Annotated in this window: 20 protein-coding genes; 12 read left to right on the plus strand and 8 right to left on the minus strand. The window is 67.5% G+C overall.

Features of this window, described 5'->3' with window-relative positions:
* Positions 1 to 22: 22 nt before the first annotated feature.
* On the plus strand, positions 23 to 889 hold the full coding sequence (locus LTA6_RS09885; RefSeq protein WP_407357737.1) for an alpha/beta fold hydrolase: 867 nt from the start codon (positions 23 to 25) through the stop codon (positions 887 to 889).
* 17 nt (positions 890 to 906) lie between these two features.
* On the opposite strand, the gene LTA6_RS09890 is transcribed toward LTA6_RS09885, so the two are convergent.
* Positions 907 to 1467 carry a flavin reductase family protein gene (locus LTA6_RS09890; protein WP_341977985.1) on the minus strand — a complete coding sequence of 187 codons (561 nt, stop codon included), beginning with the start codon at positions 1465 to 1467 and terminating at the stop codon, positions 907 to 909.
* Positions 1468 to 1695: 228 nt separating this feature from the next.
* Between LTA6_RS09890 and LTA6_RS09895 the strand changes: the two genes are divergently transcribed.
* The 9 genes from LTA6_RS09895 (at position 1696) to LTA6_RS09935 (ending at position 12195) form a co-directional block, all read left to right on the plus strand.
* A complete protein-coding gene (locus tag LTA6_RS09895) occupies positions 1696 to 2604 on the plus strand; it encodes an aldo/keto reductase (RefSeq protein ID WP_341977987.1) in 909 nt (302 codons plus the stop codon).
* Between the two features lie 43 nt (positions 2605 to 2647).
* Positions 2648 to 4270 carry an ABC transporter substrate-binding protein gene (locus tag LTA6_RS09900; protein ID WP_341977989.1) on the plus strand — a complete coding sequence of 541 codons (1623 nt, stop codon included), beginning with the start codon at positions 2648 to 2650 and terminating at the stop codon, positions 4268 to 4270.
* A 69-nt stretch (positions 4271 to 4339) separates the two neighbouring features.
* Positions 4340 to 5362, plus strand: a complete 1023-nt coding sequence (locus LTA6_RS09905; RefSeq protein ID WP_407357738.1) for an ABC transporter permease — start codon at positions 4340 to 4342, stop codon at positions 5360 to 5362.
* The gene (locus tag LTA6_RS09910; protein ID WP_407357739.1) at positions 5356 to 6222 is read left to right on the plus strand and encodes an ABC transporter permease; all 867 of its coding nucleotides are present in this window, start codon (positions 5356 to 5358) and stop codon (positions 6220 to 6222) included. Before LTA6_RS09905 ends, LTA6_RS09910 begins: the two co-directional genes overlap by 7 nt.
* The gene (locus LTA6_RS09915) at positions 6219 to 7952 is read left to right on the plus strand and encodes a dipeptide ABC transporter ATP-binding protein (protein ID WP_407357740.1); all 1734 of its coding nucleotides are present in this window, start codon (positions 6219 to 6221) and stop codon (positions 7950 to 7952) included. Before LTA6_RS09910 ends, LTA6_RS09915 begins: the two co-directional genes overlap by 4 nt.
* On the plus strand, positions 7939 to 8961 hold the full coding sequence (locus tag LTA6_RS09920; protein WP_407357741.1) for an LLM class flavin-dependent oxidoreductase: 1023 nt from the start codon (positions 7939 to 7941) through the stop codon (positions 8959 to 8961). Before LTA6_RS09915 ends, LTA6_RS09920 begins: the two co-directional genes overlap by 14 nt.
* Positions 8962 to 8972: 11 nt before the next feature.
* On the plus strand, positions 8973 to 10106 hold the full coding sequence (locus tag LTA6_RS09925; RefSeq protein WP_341977999.1) for an LLM class flavin-dependent oxidoreductase: 1134 nt from the start codon (positions 8973 to 8975) through the stop codon (positions 10104 to 10106).
* 25 nt (positions 10107 to 10131) lie between these two features.
* Entirely contained in the window at positions 10132 to 10884 is a 753-nt protein-coding gene (locus LTA6_RS09930) for a DUF1684 domain-containing protein (protein ID WP_407357742.1), read from the plus strand.
* Positions 10885 to 11175: 291 nt separating this feature from the next.
* Positions 11176 to 12195 carry a ketopantoate reductase family protein gene (locus LTA6_RS09935; RefSeq protein ID WP_407357743.1) on the plus strand — a complete coding sequence of 340 codons (1020 nt, stop codon included), beginning with the start codon at positions 11176 to 11178 and terminating at the stop codon, positions 12193 to 12195.
* A 51-nt stretch (positions 12196 to 12246) separates the two neighbouring features.
* Here LTA6_RS09935 and LTA6_RS09940 read toward each other — a convergent pair whose 3' ends face one another.
* Complete coding sequence (locus LTA6_RS09940) at positions 12247 to 13161, minus strand: LysR family transcriptional regulator (protein WP_407357744.1); 915 nt, start codon at positions 13159 to 13161, stop codon at positions 12247 to 12249.
* Positions 13162 to 13279: 118 nt separating this feature from the next.
* On the opposite strand from LTA6_RS09940, the gene LTA6_RS09945 reads away from it, so the two are divergent.
* Positions 13280 to 14452, plus strand: a complete 1173-nt coding sequence (locus tag LTA6_RS09945; protein ID WP_407357745.1) for an iron-containing alcohol dehydrogenase — start codon at positions 13280 to 13282, stop codon at positions 14450 to 14452.
* The gene (locus LTA6_RS09950; protein WP_407357746.1) at positions 14449 to 16014 is read left to right on the plus strand and encodes a CoA-acylating methylmalonate-semialdehyde dehydrogenase; all 1566 of its coding nucleotides are present in this window, start codon (positions 14449 to 14451) and stop codon (positions 16012 to 16014) included. The genes LTA6_RS09945 and LTA6_RS09950 overlap by 4 nt, the downstream gene beginning before the upstream one ends.
* A 68-nt stretch (positions 16015 to 16082) precedes the next feature.
* On the opposite strand, the gene LTA6_RS09955 is transcribed toward LTA6_RS09950, so the two are convergent.
* From LTA6_RS09955 to LTA6_RS09980, 6 genes are all read right to left on the minus strand, one after another.
* The gene (locus tag LTA6_RS09955) at positions 16083 to 17600 is read right to left on the minus strand and encodes an FGGY-family carbohydrate kinase (RefSeq protein WP_407357747.1); all 1518 of its coding nucleotides are present in this window, start codon (positions 17598 to 17600) and stop codon (positions 16083 to 16085) included.
* Positions 17590 to 18408, minus strand: coding sequence for a class I fructose-bisphosphate aldolase (locus tag LTA6_RS09960; protein WP_407357748.1), 819 nt, complete (start codon positions 18406 to 18408; stop codon positions 17590 to 17592). Before LTA6_RS09960 ends, LTA6_RS09955 begins: the two co-directional genes overlap by 11 nt.
* 23 nt (positions 18409 to 18431) lie before the next feature.
* Positions 18432 to 20150, minus strand: coding sequence for a glycerol-3-phosphate dehydrogenase/oxidase (locus tag LTA6_RS09965; protein ID WP_407357749.1), 1719 nt, complete (start codon positions 20148 to 20150; stop codon positions 18432 to 18434).
* 61 nt (positions 20151 to 20211) lie between these two features.
* On the minus strand, positions 20212 to 21204 hold the full coding sequence (locus tag LTA6_RS09970; RefSeq protein ID WP_407357750.1) for an aldo/keto reductase: 993 nt from the start codon (positions 21202 to 21204) through the stop codon (positions 20212 to 20214).
* The gene (locus LTA6_RS09975; RefSeq protein ID WP_341978020.1) at positions 21197 to 22180 is read right to left on the minus strand and encodes a sugar-binding transcriptional regulator; all 984 of its coding nucleotides are present in this window, start codon (positions 22178 to 22180) and stop codon (positions 21197 to 21199) included. Before LTA6_RS09975 ends, LTA6_RS09970 begins: the two co-directional genes overlap by 8 nt.
* Before the next feature lie 2 nt (positions 22181 to 22182).
* Positions 22183 to 23184: an ABC transporter permease gene (locus LTA6_RS09980; protein ID WP_341978022.1), complete on the minus strand. Its 1002-nt coding sequence runs from the start codon at positions 23182 to 23184 to the stop codon at positions 22183 to 22185.
* Positions 23185 to 23204: the final 20 nt, after the last annotated feature.

Consider the following 23204-nt stretch of genomic DNA (forward strand, 5'->3'; position numbering starts at 1 on the left):
CTCACCATGGAGGAGTCCGTCGATGACGCAGCACACGCTCGAGCTACCAGAGGTCGACCTCGTCTACGACGTCCACGGACCACTGCCGACCGTGGATGGCCGTCCGCCGCTGGTCATGATCGGCCAGCCGATGGACGCGAGCGGTTTCCAGGCCCAGGTGAAGCTGTTCGAGGATCGCACCGTCGTGACCTACGACCCGCGCGGACTGGGTCGGAGCACGCGGAAGGATGGCGAAGTCACGAACCGGCCGGAGACTCAGGCCGAGGACGTTCACGCGATCATCGAGGCGCTCAATTCCGGACCTGTAGACATGCTCGCCAGCAGCGGCGGGGCGGTGACCGCGCTCGCTTTGGTCACGGCATACCCGCACGACATATCGACCCTGGTCGCGCACGAACCGCCGATCGACTGCGTGCTGCCGGATGCGGAAGCTGTCCAGCGAGCTCGAGCGGCCTACACCCAGGTGTATCAGGACAGGGGCTGGGGCGCCGGGATGGCAGCGTTCATCGCGATGACCTCGTGGGAGGGCGAGATCACCGACGAGTACCTCGCTCAGCCGGCGCCGGACCCGGCCGCATTCGGGATGCCGACCGAAGACGACGGCACGCGGGGGGACCCGCTGCTGTCGGACCGGTCCTGGGCAGTGTGCCTCTATGAGCCAGACCTCGAGGCCCTGAAGGCGGCGCCGACCCGCATCGTCGTCGGCGTCGGTGAGGAGTCACTGAAGGTCTACACGGGTCGGACTGCGATCGCCCTGGCTGAACAGCTCGGCCAGGAGGCGACGGTCTTCCCCAGCCACCACGGAGGCTTCATGGGTGGCGAGTTCGGCTACGCCGGCCAGCCCGAGGCCTTCGCGGCCAAGCTCCGCGAAGTACTGAACCTGACCTGAGTCGCTTCGCCGGCGGGTCAACGCAGCGTCGAGTGCTCTCCGAGTCGGTGCCAGGTGCGGTTGTGATAGACCAGCGCGCCGCCGCCGTCAGCGGAGTCCGCATCGCGAGCGAGATGGTGCTGCAGCGCCAACGCCGTGATCACCGTGGATCCACCCGCATCCATCCGATTCACAATCGCGCAGCGCACCCAGGCCCGCACACCGGGGAAGACCGGCTCGCCAGTCGCGAGTCGGGCCCAGGCGGTCGTGTCGGCGAAACGGTCCACACCGCTGGTCGCACCCCGCTTCGCAAGATCGACATCGTGCTCGTCGAGCAGGTGCACCACGATCGAGGCGGATGCGGAGATCGCCGCCGTCGCCGAAGACTGTGAAGACAACGAGAACACCAGCAACGGGGGATCGGCGCTGACCGATGCGACCGACGTCGCGGTCAACGCCACCGGTCCGGAGCCAGGGTCGGCAGTGATGACGGCGACGCCGCCGGGGTGGCCGCGGAACACGGACTTGAAGTCGTCAGCGGCGAGGCTCGCTGCATTGTGCGGCGCGCGGATGGAGTCGCTGCGCGAGATACGGGTCATGGTCGGAACGCTAACCGCCGGCGAATCCTGCCGGCGGTCCCGATCGTGATTGTTTCTTCAGGCGTGTCTTTATGACCTTCGGTGTCGCCTCCATTAACCCGCATGACGCCCCCGCGCTGCAGCGATTTGGCGGTCACCTCCGGGCCTCTGATTCTGAGGTGACCCGCCCGATTCGCCGGCGTCACGCCGCTTCCCACGAGGCGCCGTGGACCCCCACCAGGAGAGATCATGACCCCGACTCCCAGCAGCACGCTCCGCCCCGCACCGGCGGCGAGCGTGAGCCTCGCCGGCCGCGAGGTGCCGCGCCTCGGCTTCGGCGCGCTCCACCTCGCGGGCCCAGGCGGCTGGGGAGCACCGGTCGACCGCCGTGCCGCGATCGCACTCGTGCGCGGCGCCGTCGATGCCGGCATCCGCTACATCGACACGGCAGACAGCCTTGGGCCCGATGTCAGCGAGGCGGTCATCGCGGAGGCATTGTGGCCGTATCCGCGGGACGTCGTGATCGCGACCAAGGCCGGGATGCTGCGCACGGGCCCGACGGGGTGGAGTGCGCTCGGCCAGCCCGCGTACCTGCGACAGCAAGCGCACGCGTCAGCCCTGCGGCTGCGGTTGGACTCGATCCCGCTCTTCTACCTCCACCGCATCGATCCGACCTACCCCCTCGAGGATCAGGTCGGCGCACTTCTCGAGCTCCGCGACGAAGGCGTCATCGAGCACATCGGCTTGAGCGCCGTCACTCTCTCGCAGCTGCACGCGGCGCAGCAGATCGCCCCGATCGCTGCAGTGCAGAACCACTACAACGTGGTCAGCCGAGGATCCGGCGACGTCCTCGCCGCGGCAGAAGACGCCGGCATTCCCTTCGTCTCCTTCTGGAGCCTGGGGCACGGACGCACGCTTCTCGACGACCCGGCGATCGTTGCGCTCGCCGCCGAGGCGCGCCTATCGGCGGCGACGCTTCTCCTCGCGTGGATCCTGCACAGCTCCCGCGCATCGCTGCCGTTGGTGGGCACCGGCCGAATTGTGCACCTCCACGACAACGTGGAGGCGCTCCGCGTCGAGCTGCCCGCTGGAGTCCTCGGCCGACTCGATGCGTGGGCGGCGAACCGCGACCCCGTTCCCGCCTTCCAGACTCGCTGATCACCCGACACCCATACCCTCACAGCACTCCCCAGGAGAACCCATGAAACGCCGAATCACTCTCGCTGCCGCGCTGCCGGTGGTGCTGCTTCTCACCTCGTGTGCCGGGGGTGGAACCAGCACGTCACCTTCCGACGAAGCATCCCGTCGCTTCGTCTACCTCAGCGACCTCGAGCCGACCTGCTTCGACACCGCCGCGTACAAGAATCTCGCGAACTACAACGTGATCCGACAGATCATCGATCCGCTCGTTCGGCAGGACGCCTCGGGAGCCTTCTCCCCGGGCCTTGCGACCGAGTGGGAATCGAACGAAGACGGCACGGTGTGGACCTTCACGCTGCGCGACGACGTCACCTTCCATGATGGCGAGCAGTTGACGGCGGATGCCGTACAGGCGAGCTTCGACCGGTTCATCGCCGACGGCAGCACTTTGAGCGCACCACGCTGGTACGCATCCTCGCGGGCGATCGACGATCTCACGTGGGAGCTCACCCTCACGCAGCCGACCGCGAACATCCTGCAGCAGCTCTCGAACCCCGACTACCCGATCTTCTCGCTCGCGTCACTCGAGAAGTACGACGACGGCGACCGCTGCGCCGACCCGCTTGCGCTCGTCGGAACGGGCCCGTTCGTGCCGGTCGAATACGACCAAGGCGCGAAGCTCATCTTCGAGCGCAACGACGACTACGAGTGGGGTCCCGAGTTCGCCGAGCACACGGGCCCTGCCTACCTCGAGGAGGTCGAGATCCAGTTCGTCCCCGAGGCGCAGGTCCGCATCGGTGCGCTCACCAGCGGCTCTGCGGATGCGATCTCCAGCCTGCCTCCGCTGAACGCCGATGCCGTCGAGGAAGCAGGGTTCGCCCTCGCGAGCGCCCCCGCAACCGGAGTCCCGTTCGTCGCGCCTTTGAACACGACGGACGGCCCGACAGCGGACGTGCGGGTGCGAGAAGCGCTGCGCACGGCCGTCGACTGGGATGCACTCGTCGAGACGATCTACAAGGGGCGATACGACCGCGCATGGACGCCTCTGGCGCCGACGACGGCACCAGAGGGCGCCTACAACGCGGAGATCGAGGGCAGCTACGAGTTCGACTCGGACGCGGCCACTGCGCTTCTGGCGGAGGCCGGATACACCGAGACCGACAGCGACGGCTACCTGACCAAGGGCGGCGAGCGTCTGGTGCTGCGCTGGATCAGCGACGCGAGCGACATTCGCGATCAGCGCGACGTGGTCGCTGAGGCAGTCCAGGCGCAGGCCCGTGAATCCGGTATCGAGATCACCATCGAGCAACTCGACACGTCGGCATACCTCGAGCGGGTCGCGGCGAGCGACTATGAGATCGTCGCGGAATCGTGGGGGCAGTCTGATGCTGCGGTGTTCGGATCCGCGACCAACCCGAAGGGCATCGCCCCGAACGGGATCAACTACTCCCGCTACGGCGACGACGACCTCGCCGCGTGGGTGCCCGAAGCGGCTTCGTCCGCTGATCCGGAACGTCGCGCCGAGCTGTATCGCCTCATCCAGCAGCGGGTGAACGAACAGGTGTCGATCATCCCGATCTACATCCAGTCGTTCCTGGTCGCATCGAAGGACTCGGTGTCGGGAATCGCGTTCGATCCGGTCGGATACCCGACTGCGTTCTACGACGTGCAGATCGCCGATTGACACCCGTGCGGGCGGGGGCTGCCATCGCCCCGCCCGCACTCACTTTCCACCGACGAAGGGCCAGGGCACATGTCTGACACTCTGATCGAGGTGCGTCCGGTGGACGACGCCACCCCGTCGCCCGCCCGCCGGCCGAGTGCCGTCGTCGCGCTCCGATTCGCACGCGCACGAGCGATCGACATTGCGCTGGTCATGGTCGCGGCAGCAACGCTCTCGTTCCTCACCCTGCAGATGATGCCGGGCAACCCGGTGGACACCCTCCTTCGCGGCACGTTCGAGATCACCCCCGAGATGCGTCGGGATGTCGCCGTCGCGTACGGGCTCGACCAGCCCGTGTGGCTGCAGTACATCCGCTACCTCGGTGGGCTGCTCGTCGGCGATCTCGGCGTCAGCTACCAGCAGCGCGCATCGGTCAACGAGATCATCGGCACGGCGCTGCCGCCGACGGCGGCGCTCACCGCATTCGCGATGGTGCTGGCGATCGGCTTCGCCCTCGTCGGTGCACTGATCTCGGCCGGCCGTGGACGCGGAGCGCGTTTCCTGGCCCAGGGCATCGAGCTCGTCGCCATCGCCGTGCCCTCGTTCTGGATCGGACTCATCCTGCTGAGCGTCTTCGCCTTCGCGATTCCCCTGTTCCCGTCGACCGGAGCGGACGGCTTCGGCTCGCTCGTACTGCCCGCGGTCACACTGGCGCTGCCCCTCGCCGGCGTCTTGGGGCAGATCCTGCGAGAGCGCCTCGACGAGACCCTGGAACAGCCGCACGCGCTCACAGCCCGTACCCGCGGAGCGAGCGCCGCGCGGGTGCGGGTCCGGCACGGGCTTCGACACTCGGTGATCCCGGCACTCACCGTCTCCGGTGCGATCGTCGGGTCGCTCCTGGTGGGCACCACCGTCATCGAGACGCTCTTCTCCAGGCCGGGGATCGGCCGCGTGCTGCTCAACGCCGTGATGTCGAAGGATGCTCCGGTGATCATGGGGGTCGTCATCTTCTCGGCGATCGTATTCGTGGTCGTGAACACCGTCGTCGACCTGCTCGCACTGATCGTCGATCCCCGCACCCGTACCCAGAAGGGGCTGGTGGGAGCATGGTGACTCTCGACGTGCCCCTGCCTCGCGCGCAGGCGCGACTCCTGCGTACGGATGTTCCGGTCGGCATGGTCCTCGCCGCAGGCATCCTGATCCTGCTGATCGTGATGGCGATCACGCCTGCCCTGTTCACCGACACCGATCCGCTGCGGACCGACCCGCTGGCGGCATTCCAGCCCCCGGGCGCCGCGCACCCGTTCGGCACCGACCAGCTCGGACGCGATCAGTTCGCCCGCGTGATCCACGGAGCACGACTGAGTCTCGGGATGGGATTCGGGGCCACCGTCATCGGGCTGATCGCCGGGCTCGCCCTCGGACTGCTCGCCGGTCTCTCGCGGGGCTGGGGCGACCGCGTGCTCTCTCGGATCATCGACGTCCTCTACGCCTTCCCCGAGATGCTCCTCGCGATCATCGCGGTTGCGGTGCTGGGCACCGGATTCTCGACGCTGCTGATCGCGATCGGCATCGGATCCATTCCCAGCTACGCACGGGTCCTGCGGTCGCAGGTGCTCCAGGTGCGCTCATCCGGCTACGCCGAGTCGGCTGTCACGCTCGGACAGCGCCCCGCTCTGATCGCCTGGCGCCACGTGCTGCCCAATTCGATCGGGCCGGTGCTCGTGCTGGCCACGATCGGCGTGGGCACTGCCATCATCTTCGGCTCCGCGCTCAGCTTCGTCGGCCTCGGCGCCCAGCCGCCGACCCCGGAATGGGGACTCATGCTCTCAGACAGTCGCAACTACCTCTCGCTCGCACCGTGGCTCGCCCTGTGGCCGGGAATCTTCCTCGCCGCGACAGTGATCTCGGTGACGGTGATCGGACGCTGGTTGCAGCGACGATTCGTCAGCCCGTTGGGAGGTCGGCGATGACCGACGTCCTCAGCCGGCCGGTGCTCTCGACATCGGACGCCGATGCGCAGCCGGTCGCCCAGGGAACGCCTCTGCTCAGCGTCCGCGACCTCACGGTCACCTTCCACGGCGGTCGGGTGCCGGTCCGTGCCGTGCGCGGAGTGTCCTTCGACATCCGCGCCGGCGAGTCCGTCGCCATCGTCGGGGAGTCAGGGTCGGGCAAGAGCGTCACCGCGCGGGCGCTGCTCGGCGTCGCCGGAGCCGGCGCCGCCGTGAACGCCGAGCGGCTGAGCTGGGCGGATGCCGATCTCCGCCGTTTCACCGAACGCCAGTGGCGCGGCATCCGGGGTCGACGAATCGGACTGGTGCTCCAGGACGCGCTGAGCTCGCTCGATCCCCTTCGCCGGATCGGGGCGGAGGTCGCTGAACCGCTCGCGGTGCACCGTCTCCTCACGCGAGGGCAGCACAGGTTCCGGGTGCGCGAGTTGCTGACCAGCGTCGGCATCCCCCGTCCGGATGTCCGCGCTCGCCAGTACCCGCACGAGCTCTCCGGAGGATTGCGTCAGCGGGCGCTCATCGCATCGGCGCTCGCCGGCGCACCGGAGCTCATCGTCGCCGACGAACCGACCACGGCGCTCGATGTGACCGTCCAGGCGCAGATCCTCGACCTGCTCGCCGACCTCAGATCCCGAGGCACCGCTCTGCTGGTCATCAGCCACGATCTCGCCGTCGTCGCCCAGATCGCCGACCGTGTTCTGGTGATGCGCGACGGAGTCGTGGTCGAAGAGGGGCCGACGAGGAGGGTGCTGACCGCGCCTCGTCACGAGTACACGCGACAGCTGCTCGATGCGGTCCCTGGGTCGGGCTCGCGCGGGCGACGGCTGTCCGACGATCGCGAGCGGACGGGACAGGACGACGCCACTCCCGCCGTCGTGGGCTCGGCGCCCGTCGTCGTGCGTGCCGACCGCCTTCGCAAGACGTATCGTGCGCCGGGAGGAGAGGACACGGTCGCCCTCGAGGAGGTGTCGTTCGCGCTTCATCGGTCGGAGATCGTCGGCATCGTCGGGGAGTCGGGGTCGGGAAAGTCGACGGCAGCCCGCGTCGTCCTGGGCCTGGCAGAGCCGGACTCCGGCTCCGTGGAATTCCTCGGCGAGGCGTGGTCCGGAATCCCCGAGCAGAAGCGGCGGATGCGGCGACCTCGCATTCAGCACATCTCGCAGGATCCGCTGGGCTCGTTCGATCCCCGACAGCGCGTGGGCGTGATCATCGCCGAGGCGCTCGCCCGTGTCGGCGTTCCCCGCGCGGAGCGCGCCGGCGAAGTCGGGCGACTGCTGGAATCCGTCGGCCTGACGGCGGATGTGACAGGGCGCCGACCGTCATCGCTCTCCGGCGGCCAGCGACAGCGGGTCGCGATCGCGCGTGCCCTCGCGACCCGGCCAGAGGTGATCGTCTGCGATGAGGCGGTATCCGCGCTCGATGTCTCGGTTCAGGCGCAGGTCCTCGACCTGCTCGTCGAGCTCCGCGACCGCACCGGCGTGGCGCTGCTGTTCATCTCCCACGACCTCGGCGTCATCCATCACATCGCTGATCGCGTCCTCGTCATGAAGGACGGGCGCGTGGTCGAGCAGGGCGACGTCCACGAGGTCTTCACCGCACCGCGGCATCCGTACACCCAGCAGCTTCTCGCATCTCTTCCCACCCTCCCGCCGCGGGAGGCCACCCCCGAAAGGATCCTCGATGCCCAGGATTGATCTCTTCTACTACGGCGACACCTCACCAGGGCAATCGGCTGCCGAACTGTACCGCGACATCGAGGAGCAGGTCGTGCTCGGCGACCAGCTCGGATACAACGGCGTGTGGGTGACGGAGCACCATCTCGACATGCGCGGCGAGATCCCTGATCCGCTCTTGCTGCTCGCCCGTCTCAGCGGCGTCACCAGCCGGATCAGGCTCGGCACCTCGATCGTGTGCGCGCCGTTCTATCATCCGATCCGGCTCGCCGAGTCGGCGCTGCTGCTCGACGCGCTCTCCGGTGGGCGCCTCGACCTCGGTGTGGGCTCCGGGGTGGGCGACGACCGATTCCTCTCGGTGTGGGGGGTGACTCGGGCGGAGTCCTCGGCACGTGCTGCGGAAGTCTTCGAGATCCTCCGACAGGCGATCGACATCGGCGCGGTGAACTTCCACGGCGAGTTCTACGACTTCACCGACGTGATCGTCTCTCCGCCGGCCGGCAGGAGCGCGCGTGATCTCATCTGGGCCGCCGCGGGGCGCAATGCGATCCCGCTCGCGGAGAAGCACGGGTACCGTCTGATGATTCCGCGGCCGCTTCCCCTTGAGGAGCGCCTGCGCATCAACCGCGACTATCGGGCCGTGACAGGGGAGTCCGGCGAGGTGATCCACCTCCGCAGCGGCCTGGTCGCCGCGACTCGTGAGCAGGCCCGGCGCGATTCCGTGGAGTTCCTCCGCGAATACGCGCGTATCTATCTCAAGGTCGATTGGCGCGGCGGACCGGACAGCGCGCAGTTCGACGAGATCGCCGAACAGCTCAGCTTCGCGATCGGCACCGCGGGAGATGTCGCGGAGAAGTTCTGGGACTGGACGGCGCAGTTCGACGGCACCGAACAGACCGCGATCCAGTTCCAGGGGCCCGGCGTCTCGCACGCCAATGTCCTCAAGGCCATCGAGCTCTTCGCCGATGAGCTCCCCGGGCTGCAGGCGGTCAGCTCTGCACCCACCGTCGACCTGGCCGCATCGGCCTAGAAGGATCCGTCATGACTCAAGAACTTCCCCGCACTCATCTGCCGGTGCAGCCCGCCGCGGATCGTCATCTGAGACTCGGGTTCATCACTCACCTCGACCACACCGACGATCTCGAACGGGTGTACGCGGAGAATCTCCGGTTCATCCAGGAGCTCGAGAAGCTCGGGTACGACAGCGCGTGGGTCGCGACGCGCCACTTCCACTCCGGATGGGCGAACCTTCCCAGCCCGTTCGCGTTCTACGGGGCCGCGGCCGCATTGACCTCCACGATCACACTCGGCACCGCTGTGGTCCCGATCATCGTCGACGACCCGGTGCGCCTCGCGGAGGAGGTCTCGGTGCTCGATCACCTGTCGGGAGGTCGTCTGCAGCTCGGCCTCGGGAAGGGTGTTCCCTCGACGGGATATCACGTCTTCGCGCGGTGGGGGAGTGAGCGCGAGAACGACTACCTGACCAAGGTCGAGCAGTTGCACTGGGCGCTCCGCGGGGAGCAGATTCCCGATTCTCAGGCGCGCATCCATCCGCCGAACCACGACCTGCGCGGACGGATCTACCACGGCACATCGACGTGGTCGACGATCCGACGCGCGGCGCAACTCGGTGATGGATTCATCCTGGAGCGGTTCGGGAACGGCGATGAGCGGACGCCGGAGAACCGCCCGGTGTTCCTGAAGCGCCAGGCCGACTCCATCCTCGAGTACCGATCGGAGTTCACGCGCTCGTGGGGGACGGAACGCACGCCCCATGTGGTGCTGTCGCGGTCCGCGTGGCCGGCGGACACGACAGCCCAGGCGCTCGCGGAACTCACCGAGGCCACCCGGGAATGGAACGCGTCCGCGCGATCGGTCGGCCGGCTGCCCGAAGGTCTGAGCCCCGCCGAGGAGCTCATCTCGGACAACGTGGCCTGGGGTACGGTCGACGACCTCGTCGCCGACCTCACGGCCGATCCGTCGTTCGCGCTCTCGGACGAACTCGTCCTCGGGCTGCATCCCGGGCGGTACACGATCCCGGTCGCCATTGAAAAGGCTCGGACGCTCATCGAGCAGGCATACCCGCTGCTGGATGCCGAATGGCGGCGCGCTCAGAAGTCGTTGGGTGAACGCGTCGCCGAGTACGATGCCTCACGCGAATCCGTGATCGCATGATCGCCGTCATCCGAAAGGAACCAGCATGACCTCTGCCCCTGGTCGTACCGATCTCGACGCCGAACGGGAGTCCCGTTGGCGCTCTGTCTCAGGCGAGTACGGGATCGCCTCGCTGAGGCACACGCACTGGCTGGATGCCGAGCATCGTTCCTACCCCGGAGCGCCCGGCTCCTGGGCAGGTCGTGACGGGCGGGTCGTCGGCATCGTCCCGCTCGACCCGGATGCCGAGCCCGAAGAGGTGGCGCTGTCACCGGGGGAGGACGCACGGGTCGGGAAGCTCCGTCTCCGCGCGATCGACCGCGATGGCGCGCTGGCGTTGCGGGTCTTCGATCCGGACGCGCCCAGTCGATCCGAGCTGCGCGAGATCCTCTCCTTCCCCCCGAACGACGACTGGGTGGTCGACGGCGTGTTCATTCCTGCGGCATCCGGAGAGACCAGGGTCGTGCGCAGCGTGGACGGATATGAACGCGAGGAGACCGCCGTCGGAGAAATCGCTCTCGAGGTCGGCGGTGAATCCGTGCGCCTCACCGTCTCCGGCGGCTCGACGGGGTTCAGTGCCGTCATCGCCGACGCCACCAGCGGCGACGACGCCTATCGATTCCGGTTCCTGCCGATCGGGGCGCCGGACTCCGACGGTACGGTGGTCGTCGATTTCAACCGCGCCTACCTCCCGCCCTGCGCTTTCAGTGACCAGTACGTCTGCCCCCTTCCTCCCGCGGGGAACCGGTTGCGGGTGCGGGTCGAGGCCGGCGAGCGGATCGTGGATCGGGCGGCGTAGAGGATCGACACAAAAGGAAACGCAGGCCGCGGCTCCTCCCGCGCTGCGGTCGACGCCGGCCGGGGTAGGTGAGGCAGCGAGAGCAAGTGGAAGTCCTGTTCAGGCGGCTTATCCGAGCGCGTGTGGCGATGAAATCGAGGTTCGAGCGATGCTCTGCTCGGGGCCCGGTTGAAACGCGACGTCACACGATCGTGGACTCGGCCGTGCGCGCGGATGGTCGTCCGTAGTCTGACTGCACGACAACGATCGGCAGGATTCCATGCACCCCTCGAAGCACTCCGCCCACGACGCGTGGTCACACGGCTGGTCCGCCTCGTGAGCCGGTACATCGTCATCGGCGCCGGCGCAGTCGGCGCGTTGCTTGCTGCGCAGTGGACCAGCGCCCGCGTGCCGGTGACGCTGGTCGGTCGAGGCCGCGCGCTCGAGGTCATCGAGCGGGATGGGGTGCGAGTTCGTCGGCCGGGTGGAGACGAGGTGATCGAAGTCGATGTCGTCGGTTCGATCCAGGAGGCGCGTCCGCGTCTGTCCGATGCGATCGTTCTGGCGGTCAAGTCCCAGGATGTGGAGCGCGTCATCGCTGATATCGCCTGGGTGGAACTCGCCGACGGGCTCGGAGTCGTGGCAGATCTGCCGATCCTCACTCTGCAGAACGGGCTGGCGAGCGAGGAGATCGCGCTGCGGAGGTTCGACAGAGTGATCGGCGTTTCAGTCGGCATTCCCGCGAGTCATCTCGAGCCGGGCGTGATCGTCTCACCGGGCCGGCCCGTCGTCGGCGTCGCCTGGATCGGCGGGTATCCCCGGTCGATCCCGGCCGAGGAGGAGCGGCACCGTGGTGCGTTCACTCGGGCCGGCTTCGCTGCGATCATCGAGCCGGACATCGCCGCGGCCAAGCGCCGCAAGCTCATCGCGAACCTGCGGAACATCGTCGACGTGTTCGGAGCGACCAACGAACAGCAGGAGTATGCCGAAGACGCCCTCGCCGGTGAAGCCCGACGCGTGTTCGCCGAGGCGGGGCTGTCGGTCGCTCCCGCCGCGTGGGACGCGCCGCGTCTTGATGTCGATCCCGTGCCGGGGCATGTGCCGGGTCACCTATCGACCTGGCAGAGTTTCGCTCGGGGGACGACGAGCGAAGTCGACTTCCTGAGCGGCGAGGTCGCGCTCATCGCCAGACGGCACGGCCTGGCGGCACCGCTCAACGCTGCGGTCGCGCGCGAACTCGGCATCCACGCAGCGCGCAAGGGGCGACCAGGGGAGTTACCGCTCCCGCCGGAGTTCACGTCCGGATCGCTGCTCGCCGAGCGTGCATGGTGAGGACTGAACTCGGCGCATCGATGCGCACCGTGGCGCGCATCCATCCCTGAGTCATCCGGGTGCGCCGTCTGCCCGCGGCAGCAGGTCGAGGTCGGGATGCTTGTCGACGAGGGCGCGCACGGCCTCGATGGTCGCCTGCACTCGGCGCAGGGGAAGCCCGATCTCCGGAGCGATCATCCAGTAGGCGCGCTTCACGGCGAACGACTCCGGCAGAACGGGGACGAGGCGCGGTTCCCGCTCTCCGATGAATGTGGGAAGCGGTGCGATGCCCAGCCCGTTGATCGCCGCCTGGACCTGACCGGTGATGTTGTTGCACTGCACGCGAGCGTGTGCTCCGGCGAGAATCGTGTCGAGCAGTCGTAGCGGCCGCACGTCCAGCATCGAATCGATGTACCAGATGACGCTGTGTCCGTCGATCACGTCCCGTGTGCTCGAGGGTTCGCCGTTGCGGCGGAGGTAGTCGGCGGAGGCGTAGAGCCGCAGCTCGTACTCGGCGAGCGGTGCGGCACGCACGGTGGGGACGTTCGAGGGCTCGAGTGAGATCGCCACGTCGAAGTCGCGTGCGGTGACGGCGCCCTGACTCGTCGCCGTCGAGATCTCGAGTGTGAGATCAGGGTGCTGGTCCCGAAGATCAGCGAGGCCGGGAATCAGGACGTAGACGCCGAATCCATCCGGTGCGAGCACGCGGATGGCCCCGCTCAAGGTCTGCCGAGATGTCGAGAGCTCGTCGACCGCGGCGAGCCGAGCGTTCTCGATCGCTTCGGCGTGGGGGATCAGTATCTCGCCGGCCGCCGTGAGCTGCCAGCCGTGTCGTCCGCGATCGATGAGCCGGCTGCCCACGCTCTGCTCGAGCCGTGCAAGTCGACGTGACACGGTCGTCTCGTCGAGTTGCATGCGGCCGGCGACGGCGTTGAGTCGCCCCGTGCGCGACAGCTCCAGCAGGATGCGGAGATCATCGGTGTTCATCCCCGCAGGCTACTGCATTTCTGCAGGTCAGCCTGCGGAAACTGCCATTGACGCCTGCGGTCCTGCAGGAGACGCTGAGGCGTGCCCGCATCCGGGCGACAGTACGGAGGAGTGAAGCATGGTTTTCCAGGTCGCGGTCCCTTCGGATCTCCGCATCGGCGGCGGATCCCTCGCACAACTGCCCGACGTGCTGCGGCGCCTCGGTTCTGCTCGGCCATTGATCGTCACCGATGGGTTCCTCACCGGCAACGGCACGGCCGATCGAGTCGCCGCTCTGCTCAGAGACGCGGGCCTGCACCCTGCGGTCTTCTCGGGTGTGGTGCCGGATCCGACCACGATCTCGCTCCGCGGTGGACTCGAAGCCGCGAAGGAGCACCAGGCGGATGTCCTCGTCGGACTGGGCGGCGGGAGTCCGATCGACACCGCGAAGGCGCTCGCTGTGCTCGCCGTGCGCGGCGGCCAGCTGCGCGATCTCAAGGCTCCGTTCAGCTATGACGGGCCCGCTCTCCCCGTCGTCGCCGTGCCCACGACGGCCGGTACCGGCTCAGAAGCGACGCGGTTCACCGTCATCACCGACAGCGACACGGGAGAGAAGATGCTGTGCGCGGGCCCGTCGTACCTCCCGGTCGCCGGAATCGTCGACTTCGAGCTGACCATGAGCATGCCCCCTCGCCTCACAGCCGACACCGGGATCGATGCGCTCACCCACGCGGTCGAGGCTTACGTCAGTCGTCATCGGAACGCCTTCTCCGACTCTGTCGCCCTTCGCGCGATGACCATCATCGGGCGCAATCTGCGCGCGGCCTATCGTGACGGCGGTGACCGAGACGCCCGCGCCGCGATGATGGAGGCGGCCACACTCGCCGGCATCGCCTTCTCGAACTCGAGCGTCGCGCTCGTCCACGGCATGAGCCGTCCGCTCGGTGCGCACTTCCACGTGAGTCACGGCATGTCGAATGCGATGCTCTTCGCCGCCGTCACCGAGTTCTCGCTCGGCGTCGCCGACGACCGCTACGCGGACTGCGCCCGTGCTCTGGGGCTGGTCGACGACAGCATCGCGGATGCGGATGCCGCCATCGCTCTGGTCGACGAACTCCGCGCGCTCGCGACCGAACTCGCGGTCCCGACCCCGGAGGAGTTCGGAGTCTCGAGCGCGGACTGGGCGGCACTCGTCCCCACCATGGCCGAGCAGGCGCTGGCCTCCGGGTCGCCGGGCAACAACCCTCGGGTGCCGACGGCATCCGACATCGAACGCCTCTACCACCGCGTCTTCGACGGCGGCATTCGATGACGAACCACAGCCGAGAACATCAGAAAGGCATCACCGACGTGACCCCCACCGCAGACATCCCCGTCATCTCCCACTGGATCGACGGCGCCGAGAGCGCCTCGACGAGCGGCCGCACCGCGCCCGTGTTCAACCCCGCCACCGGTTCGGTGAGTGCGCATGTCGCACTCGCCGACCAGGCGGAGATCGACGCCGCGATCGCCTCGGCCAAGCGCGGCTACCAGATCTGGAGCGGTTACTCGGTCGCGAAGCGACAGACCGTGCTGTTCGCGTTCCGTGAGCTGCTCAACGCCCGCAAGCAGGAACTCGCCGAGATCATCACCGCCGAGCACGGCAAGGTCATCTCCGACGCGATGGGCGAGATCCTCCGCGGCCAGGAGGTCGTCGAGTTCGCCACGGGCTTCCCGCACCTGATCAAGGGTGCTTTCACCGAGAACGCCTCCACCGGCATCGACGTGTACTCGTTGAAGCAGCCGCTCGGCGTGGTCGGCGTCATCAGCCCGTTCAACTTCCCGGTGATGGTGCCGATGTGGTTCTTCCCGATCGCGATCGCCGCCGGCAACGCGGTCGTGCTCAAGCCTTCGGAGAAGGACCCGTCTGCCGCACTGTGGATGGCGCGGCTCTGGAAGGAAGCCGGCCTGCCGGACGGCGTCTTCACGGTGCTGCAGGGCGACAAGCTCGCCGTGGACGGGCTGCTGGAGAGCCCGGATGTGAAGTCGATCTCCTTCGTGGGCTCCACACCGATCGCGCAGTACATCTACGAGACGGCGTCGAAGAACGGCAAGCGGGTCCAAGCGCTCGGCGGTGCGAAGAACCACATGCTCGTGCTGCCGGATGCCGATCTCGATCTGGTCGCCGACCAGGCCGTCAACGCGGGATACGGTGCCGCGGGCGAGCGGTGCATGGCGATCTCGGTGGTGCTGGCCGTGGAGCCGGTCGCCGACGAGCTGATCGAGAAGATCTCCGAGCGCATCAGTCGACTGCGGATCGGAAACGGGGCCGGCGACTCGGCAGGTGAGCCCGACCTCGGCCCGTTGATCACCGGTGTGCATCGCGACAAGGTGTCGGGATACGTCGACATCGCCGAGCAGGACGGTGCCACGATCGTCGTCGACGGGCGCGGTTGCTCGGTCGACGGGCACGAGGACGGGTTCTGGTTCGGACCGACTCTCATCGATGCGATTCCGACCACCTCACGCGCCTATCAGGAGGAGATCTTCGGGCCGGTGCTCTCGGTGGTCAGGGTCGCGTCCTTCCAAGACGGGCTCGATCTGATCAACTCGGGCGCCTTCGGCAACGGCACGGCCATCTTCACCAACGACGGCGGCGCGGCCCGCCGGTTCCAGAGCGAGGTGGAGGTCGGCATGATCGGCATCAACGTCCCGATTCCGGTGCCGGTCGCGTACCACTCGTTCGGCGGATGGAAGGCGTCGCTGTTCGGCGACGCCAAGGCATACGGCGTGCACGGGTTCGACTTCTTCACTCGGGAGAAGGCGATCACGAGCCGCTGGCTCGACCCGGCGACCCACGGCGGCATCAACCTCGGATTCCCCCAGAACGACTGAACGACCTGAAGAAGCCCCGGCGGGAACATCCTGCCGGGGCTTCTTCGCGTGTGCACGCAGAGGGCGTTTCAGCTCTGCGCATCCTGGTGCTGTGCGTCCCAGAAGCCGTGAAGAACCGTGGCGAGGTCGCGCGAGACGCGGAAGCGGCGATCGTAGTGCGCCGACATGACGGCGTCGGGCTGGTAGACGTGCCTCGTGCGGGTCATGCGTGCGGCCGCGGCTTCGTAGTCGGGGAACACCCCGGCGCCGACGCCCGCGCTCAGCGCCGCTCCCAGCGCGCCCGTCTCGTCTTCGGCCGCGACCGCGATCGGGAGGCGAAGGCAGTCTGCGAGCATCTGCCCCCACACCGCACTGCGGGAGCCGCCTCCGGAGAGGGTGGCCTTGTCGATCTGCGCTCCGGCGTCGCGAAGACGTTCGATGTGCCGGCGGTGCTCGAACACGACGCCTTCGAACAGAGCCCTGATCAGGTGTCCCTCGCCGTGCCAGCCGGCCACTCCGTTGAACCCGGCGCGATGCTCGGCGCCCTGCGGTGATCCGTAGAGATACGGGTGGAAGTACGGATCGTCGATCCGCGGGGCGACCTCGGCCAGCCGCAGATGGCAGAAGCCGAAGGGGTCGTCGTGATGGCTGCCTCGTTCGACGAACTCGCGGACGTACCACTCCAGCTGCGACGCCGACGTGGCGCTGTTGTCCATGATCATGAATCGCTCGGATCCGAAGGCCGCGACCATGAGGACGTCACGGTTCACCACCGGCTCCTCGGCCAGGTACTGGTTCACCGACCAGGTTCCGGCGATGATCGAGGTCGCGCCGGTCTCGACGACGCCCGCGCCGAGCGCACTGGCGATCACGTCGAAGAGTCCACCGACGACCGGCGTGCCCTCAGCGAGACCCGTCTGGGCAGCCGCATCCGCCGTGACCGTTCCGGCGATCTCGGTCGGATCGACCAGCCGCGGCAGAAGCGATCGCAGTCCGTCCAGGCCGTAGAGAGCGAGCAGCTCGTCGTCGTACCGGCATTCCGGCATCTTCAACAGTCCCGCTCCGGACATGTCCGAGATGTCGCTGACCTTCTGCCCCGTGAGCTTGAACGTGATGTAGTCCTTGCACATCAGGAGGGTGCCGGCGCGTTCGATCACTTCGGGGCGGTTCTGTCGCATCCAGGCCAGCAGGACAGGGGTCTGCGACGGCCACGGCTCCTGCAGCGCAGCAGCGTGCAGAGCATCGCCGTGAGCGGCCGCCAGCTCGCCGGCGACGCCGGCCGCACGCGTGTCCAGCGACTGGATCCCGACGAGCGGCCGATCGTCGTGATCGAGGAGATAGAGGCCGTTGCCGTGCCCGGCGCATCCGGCCGCCACGATCTGGCGGGGATCGATTCCGGCCGCGACGATGCAGTGCTGCAGCGCCTCTCTTGCGTTGCGCCAGAGCTCTTCGAGATCCCGCTCCACGTGCCCCGGCTCCGGGGTCGTCGACTGGCCGTCGATCGCATACGACGCGACCCGTTCGCCGTCGAGATCGAACAGCACCGCCTTGATGACGGTGTTGCCGACGTCGATTCCGAGGAGGTACTGCTTCTCGTCAGCCGGCATTGTAGATATCCCACGCTTCGGCGCCGGAGGCGCCCCGGTGGACGATCCCCATCAGTGCGTCGACGACGGCCTTCGGGTTCTCGTGCTGGTAGATGTTGCGGCCGTAGACGAGTCCGGATGCGCCCTGTGCCATCAGGGCCGCCGACTTCGCCAGCACCGACTCGAGTCCTTCCTTGCCGCCGCCTCTGACCAGCACCGGCACGCGGGCGGCTTCGACGACGCGATGGAAGTCCTCGGGGTCGTCGGTCGGGTCGGCCTTGATGATGTCGGCACCCATCTCGCTGGCGAGGCGCACGAGCGTCACGATCTTCTCGGCGTCGCCGTCGACCTGGTAGCCGCCTCTGACGTCGTTGGGCAGCATGACCAGCGGTTCGATCATGAGCGGCATCCCGTACTTGGCGCACGAAGCGCGGACTCTGCTGATGTTCTCGACGCACTGGCGGAAGAGCTCTGGTTCGTCCGGCAGCATGAAGAGATTCACGACGACGCACGCCGCATCCATCTCCAGCGCCCCGATGATCGGCTCGTCGTGGTTCTGCAGCATGGACCACATCACCCGGTGCTTCTGAGCGTTGTAGGGGTTGCCCATGTCGATGCGCATGACGAGTGCGGGCTTGTCCTTGCCGGGGGTGGACTGCAGCAGGTCGGCCTGTCCGTATGCCATCTGGATGGCGTCGGGCATCGCATCGATCAGTGACGAGACGACGCTCGGCATGTCTTCCAGTCCGACCAGGAAGCCGGGCTCGTTGCACACTCCGTGATCGATGGCGACATCCAGACAGCCCCCATCGCTGAAGAGACGGTTCATCCTCGCAAGGTTGCTCAGGCGCATCACACGGTCCTTTCCATAGTTCGACGGTCGAGGGCGTCGCGGTCGACGCGGTGATACCTCTCGAGATCCGTCACCAGTTCACCGATCTCGGCGAGACGGCGTTCGTCATTCCAACCCAGTTCCGCTGCAGCGACGGTGGCGATCGTCTCGATCAGGCCGGCATCCACTGCCCCCGTGATCGCGACCGCCGTGCGGCGCAGGATCAGGTCACCGAGTCTGGTGGCGTACTCGTGATGCACCATGAAGGCGATCTCGGCCGCAGTGAGCTGCACGCCGGCGCCGATCGGCTGATCGTCGTCGCGTCCGGCGCAGTACTCCATGACCTCGGACGCCCGGGTGCCGTACGCGTCGACGAGATGCGCCGCGCGGGCATCGGACACGCCCCACTGCGCGATCAGCGCGGCTTCGATGCGCGACGCATCGACGAAACCCCGCCCTCCGCCGATTCCCAGTTCCGCGGACGACGTGGTGCGTTCGCGTCCGAGCTCGGCGAGAACCTCATCGGTCATGTCCTCGGCGAAGGCGCGGAACGTCGTCCATTTGCCGCCGATCATGCAGAACTGGGGAACGTCGCCGTCGATCCGCTTCACATCGTGACCGCGAGTGATCCTCCCGGTGAAGTCGTGTTCGCTCTTGAGCAGCGGGCGGATGCCGCTGAAGGAGTAGACGATCTGGTCCGTGGACACCGGCACCCTGGGGAAGACGGCCTGCAGGGACTCGAGGATGTAGTCGCGCTCGTCGTCTTCGCACCGCACGCGCTCCGCTCGCTCGACCTTGATGTCGGTGGAGCCCGCGAGTACGCGGCCGAGATAGCCGAAGGCGATGCAGATCCGGCCGTCGGAGTTGTCGAAGTACACCATGTGCCCGTCGAGGGCGTCGTGCAGTTCCGGATTGTCGAGAACGAGATGCGACCCCTTCGTGCCCTCGACCAGCTGACCCGGCAGGTCGCCGGCGGGGACGAGCGTGGCGAGGGATTCGTCGAGCCACGCGCCGGTGGCGTTCACGACCGTCTTCGTCGTCACCGGGTATCGCGTGCCCGTCTCGCTGTCGGTCACCACGAAGCCCGACCCGTCACTGGCGATCTCGGCGTAGTTGAGCGCGATGGAACCGGGCGCCATCTCCGACGTGTCCATGACCAGCTCCACACCCAGCCGCTCCGGGTAGCTGATCCACGCGTCGTAGAAGACGGCGGCGAACTTCATGCGCTCGGTGAGTTTCGGCCACTGCTGGAACGCGGCGCGGGTGCCGAGGAAACGGTGTCGGGGCAGCGCCCGGCGCTCTCGGGTGACCCAGTCGTAGATGCTCAGTCCGATCCGCAAGGGCACGGCCCCGCGTCTGGCCGGCCGGGTGGAGAGCCGGAAGAAGCTCGCAGCGGCGTTGAACAGACCGGAGAACACCGAGGTGATCGGGACCACCGTCGGCAGGGGGCGCACCATGTGCGGTGCATTGCGCAGCAGCGCATCGCGCTCCCGCAGAGATTCGCGCACGAGGCCGAACTCGCCGTTCTCCAAGTACCGGAGTCCGCCATGGATCATCCGGGACGGGGCGGCGCTGCAACCGGAGCAGAAGTCCACGCGTTCGACCAGTAGCACTCGAAGGCCCTGGAGGGACAGCTCCCGGAACACTCCGACGCCGTTGATCCCGCCGCCGACCACGATCGCATCGAACGAGCCGTCGGCACGGATCTGATCGAACCTGGCGCTCCTGGGGGTGGTCATGAGTCTTCCTCCTGCGTGCTCCGTCGGTGGGATGGCCGATCTGTCGACCGCGGCCGCGGGGTCATGCGTCGAGATCGGTCAGGCTCAGTGCCGCGGCGTCGTCGATCAGCTCGAGCTCGTCGCCGGACAGTCGGATGCGTCCCGCCGCGGCGTTCTCCCGAGCCTGCTGCGGATTGCGTGCACCGCAGAGCGAGTAGGTGATGCCCGGTTGCTGCAGCGTCCACGCGATCACGATCTGCGCCTTGGTCGCGGCGTGCGCCTCGGCGACGGGTTCGATCGCCTGCATCAATCGGGCGACCTTCTCCCGATTCGCGAGCGAGAAGCGGGGGTTGTCCTTGCGCTGGTCGTCGCCCGAGAAGGTCCGGTCGGGACCCATGCTCCCGGACAGGAGTCCGAGTGCGAGCGACGAGTAGCTCAGCGTCGAGACGCCGGCGCCCTGGGCGATCGGCAGGAGATCCTTCTCGATGCCGCGGGCGATCATCGAATACTCCTCCTGAATGGCATCCAGAGCGCCCGTCGCCAGGTAGGAACGCAGGTTCTCCTCTGAGACGTTGCTCGCGCCGATGGCGCGGATCTTGCCCTGCTCACGCAGCTGGACGAGCGCCGCGACCGTCTCATCGATCGGAGTCGTGGGGTCCTGCCAATGGGTGATGTACAGATCGATGTGGTCGGTTCCGAGGCGCCGCAGACTCTCCTCCACTTCGTGGACGATCGATTCGCGGCCGAGATAGCGATGCACGGGTTCTCCGTCGTAGTCGAAGAAGTGGTTGCCCTTCCGGGTGTGCCACACGAGACCGCATTTGGTCGCGAGGACCACGTCGTCTCGACGCCCCCGGATCGCCGCGCCGAGGATCTCCTCGGCGCGCCCCTGCCCGTACGCCGGCGCCGTGTCGATGAGCGAGATCCCCTCGTCGATCGAGGCCTGGATGGCGGCGATGGACTCCGACTCATCGGTGCCGCCCCACATCCACCCGCCGATGGCCCAGGTGCCCAGACCCACTGCGGATGCCTCGATCGATGAGTGTCCGATCGTGCGCGTGAGCATCTCAGTCATTTCTCTCCTTCTGGGCCGGTGCGACCACCGACGCCGCGGTCTGCTCATCGACGATGAGCGATCGGATGAAGCCGCCGGCCAGGGCGGCGCGGATGGGGCGCACCTTCTCCGGGCCGACGGCGACGCCGATCGAGGTCGGGCACGCGGAGAGCTCGGACGGGCTGAGCGCCAGCAGACGCGAGTTCAGCGGCGAATCCGCGAGCGATCCGTCGTCGTTGATCACGTGGGCGAGGAACTCTCCGCCGACGTCGCCGCTGCGCAGCAGCTCGCGATCCGACTCCGAGAGCGGTGCGAGATCGTAGTAGCTGGACCCCTCCGTCTCCACCGATCCGATGCCGACCAGCGCCACGTTCGCGCGCCGAGCGAGATCGAACGCGTGCTTGATCGAGCCGACTTCCATGAGGGTGTCTCGCTGTTCGCGGCTTTCCGCGAACAGCGGGGCGTGGAGCAGCACGGCCCTGCCGCCGAGGCGGTCGGCGAGCTGGGTCGCCAGGTGGTTGACGTCGGTGTAGTACTTGCCCTGCACGCCACCGGTGAGCGGGACGACCGTCACATCGAAGACGCGGTCCGGCGCGAGGCCGTCGACGACGGCGCTGAGCGCCTTGCCACCGGTGATCGCGATCACGTCGCCGTCGCGGATCGTCGCGAGCAGTTCGTTGGCGGCAGCGCGTCCGACGACCTGCAGATTCGTGTCGGGGTTTCCCTCCACAGTGGGCGTCACGACCGCGTTGCCGAGCCCTGTCGTCCGGACCAGTTCGCCTTCAAGATCGACGAGCGGCTGGAACGGCCCCGCATCGATCGTGATCTTGACCATGCCGAGCTCGCGCCCTCGCCGGATGAGCCGATTCACTTTGGAAGTGGAGAGATTCAGACGGGTGGCGAGCTCGGACTGCGTCATTCCCTCGACGAAGTGAAGCGTGACGACGGTGTGGATCTGACGGATGGTCGCGATGTCTTCTCTGTTCTCGAACACCATGATCACGCCCCCCGTCGACGCGACAGGTAGTGGTCGACGAGGAGGGCGGCGAGCAGGATGCTGCCGCGCACGATGTCCTGCCAGTAGACCGAGACGTCGAGAAGGGTCAGCGAGCTCGAGACCACCGAGAGCAGGATCGCGCCGAGCGTTGCTCCGAAGATGGTCCCTGACCCGCCCTTGAGGCTCGCTCCGCCGATGACGGCCGCGGCGATGACGTTCAGCTCCATTCCGATTCCGAACGTCGGCTGCGCGGATCCGAACCGTGCCATGTAGATGATGCCGGCCACGCCGCAGAGCGCGGAGCACAGCACGGTCGTGAAGAAGATCGCGCGCTTCGTGCGGATGCCCGAGTACGCGGCGGCCTTCTCGTTGCTTCCGGTGTAGAACACCTTCCGGAACGCGGTCGTGCGTCGAAGCATGAAGTCGAAGGCGATGACCACGACCAGGAAGATGACGATCACGAGCGGGATCGGTCCGAGGGAGCCTTGGCCGATGAACTTGAACTCACTCGGCAGCGAATACAGTCCCAGAGGGCGGCCGCCGGTGAGGAGGAGGCAGACTCCGCGGGCGATGACCATCACGGCGAGCGTGACCACGAAGTGGTTCAGCCCGACCTTGGTCACCAGGACTCCCATCACGGCGCCGGTGGCGATGCTCGCCAGGATCGCGATGCCCGAGGCCAGCCAGGGATCGATGCCCTGCAGGTAGAGCCACCCGGCCAGCACCATCGACAAGGCCGTCACCGAACCGACCGACAGGTCGATGCCGCCGGAGATGAGCAGGATCGTCATGCCGACGACCACGATCCCCTCGACCGCGAAGACCATGGCCATCGCCTCGATGTTGGCGATCGTGAGGAAGTGCGGTGAGGCGAACGACATCGCGACGACCAGGACGAGCAGGATCAGGATCAGACCCGTCTCGCGCATCCGGAGGAAACGGGAGACGTAGTGCTTCAGATCGGGTCGCGCGTCGGGCGCCGCCGGCATGGGCGGCGCGGTCATCAAAGTCTGAGATTGGGTCA

The sequence above is a fragment of the Microbacterium sp. LTA6 genome, from assembly GCF_045690355.1.
Taxonomy (GTDB): Bacteria; Actinomycetota; Actinomycetes; order Actinomycetales; family Microbacteriaceae; genus Microbacterium.

Coding starts and splice junctions, on each gene's coding strand:
- LTA6_RS09975 (WP_341978020.1), bottom strand. CDS start 22,180: ATGGTGTTCGAGAACAGAGAAGACATCGCGACCATCCGTCAGATCCAC.
- LTA6_RS09885 (WP_407357737.1), top strand. CDS start 23: ATGACGCAGCACACGCTCGAGCTACCAGAGGTCGACCTCGTCTACGAC.
- LTA6_RS09920 (WP_407357741.1), top strand. CDS start 7,939: ATGCCCAGGATTGATCTCTTCTACTACGGCGACACCTCACCAGGGCAA.
- LTA6_RS09925 (WP_341977999.1), top strand. CDS start 8,973: ATGACTCAAGAACTTCCCCGCACTCATCTGCCGGTGCAGCCCGCCGCG.
- LTA6_RS09950 (WP_407357746.1), top strand. CDS start 14,449: ATGACGAACCACAGCCGAGAACATCAGAAAGGCATCACCGACGTGACC.
- LTA6_RS09980 (WP_341978022.1), bottom strand. CDS start 23,184: ATGACCGCGCCGCCCATGCCGGCGGCGCCCGACGCGCGACCCGATCTG.
- LTA6_RS09915 (WP_407357740.1), top strand. CDS start 6,219: ATGACCGACGTCCTCAGCCGGCCGGTGCTCTCGACATCGGACGCCGAT.
- LTA6_RS09960 (WP_407357748.1), bottom strand. CDS start 18,408: ATGAACCGTCTCTTCAGCGATGGGGGCTGTCTGGATGTCGCCATCGAT.
- LTA6_RS09970 (WP_407357750.1), bottom strand. CDS start 21,204: ATGACTGAGATGCTCACGCGCACGATCGGACACTCATCGATCGAGGCA.
- LTA6_RS09910 (WP_407357739.1), top strand. CDS start 5,356: ATGGTGACTCTCGACGTGCCCCTGCCTCGCGCGCAGGCGCGACTCCTG.
- LTA6_RS09945 (WP_407357745.1), top strand. CDS start 13,280: ATGGTTTTCCAGGTCGCGGTCCCTTCGGATCTCCGCATCGGCGGCGGA.
- LTA6_RS09940 (WP_407357744.1), bottom strand. CDS start 13,161: ATGAACACCGATGATCTCCGCATCCTGCTGGAGCTGTCGCGCACGGGG.
- LTA6_RS09965 (WP_407357749.1), bottom strand. CDS start 20,150: ATGACCACCCCCAGGAGCGCCAGGTTCGATCAGATCCGTGCCGACGGC.
- LTA6_RS09900 (WP_341977989.1), top strand. CDS start 2,648: ATGAAACGCCGAATCACTCTCGCTGCCGCGCTGCCGGTGGTGCTGCTT.
- LTA6_RS09955 (WP_407357747.1), bottom strand. CDS start 17,600: ATGCCGGCTGACGAGAAGCAGTACCTCCTCGGAATCGACGTCGGCAAC.
- LTA6_RS09930 (WP_407357742.1), top strand. CDS start 10,132: ATGACCTCTGCCCCTGGTCGTACCGATCTCGACGCCGAACGGGAGTCC.
- LTA6_RS09895 (WP_341977987.1), top strand. CDS start 1,696: ATGACCCCGACTCCCAGCAGCACGCTCCGCCCCGCACCGGCGGCGAGC.
- LTA6_RS09905 (WP_407357738.1), top strand. CDS start 4,340: ATGTCTGACACTCTGATCGAGGTGCGTCCGGTGGACGACGCCACCCCG.
- LTA6_RS09890 (WP_341977985.1), bottom strand. CDS start 1,467: ATGACCCGTATCTCGCGCAGCGACTCCATCCGCGCGCCGCACAATGCA.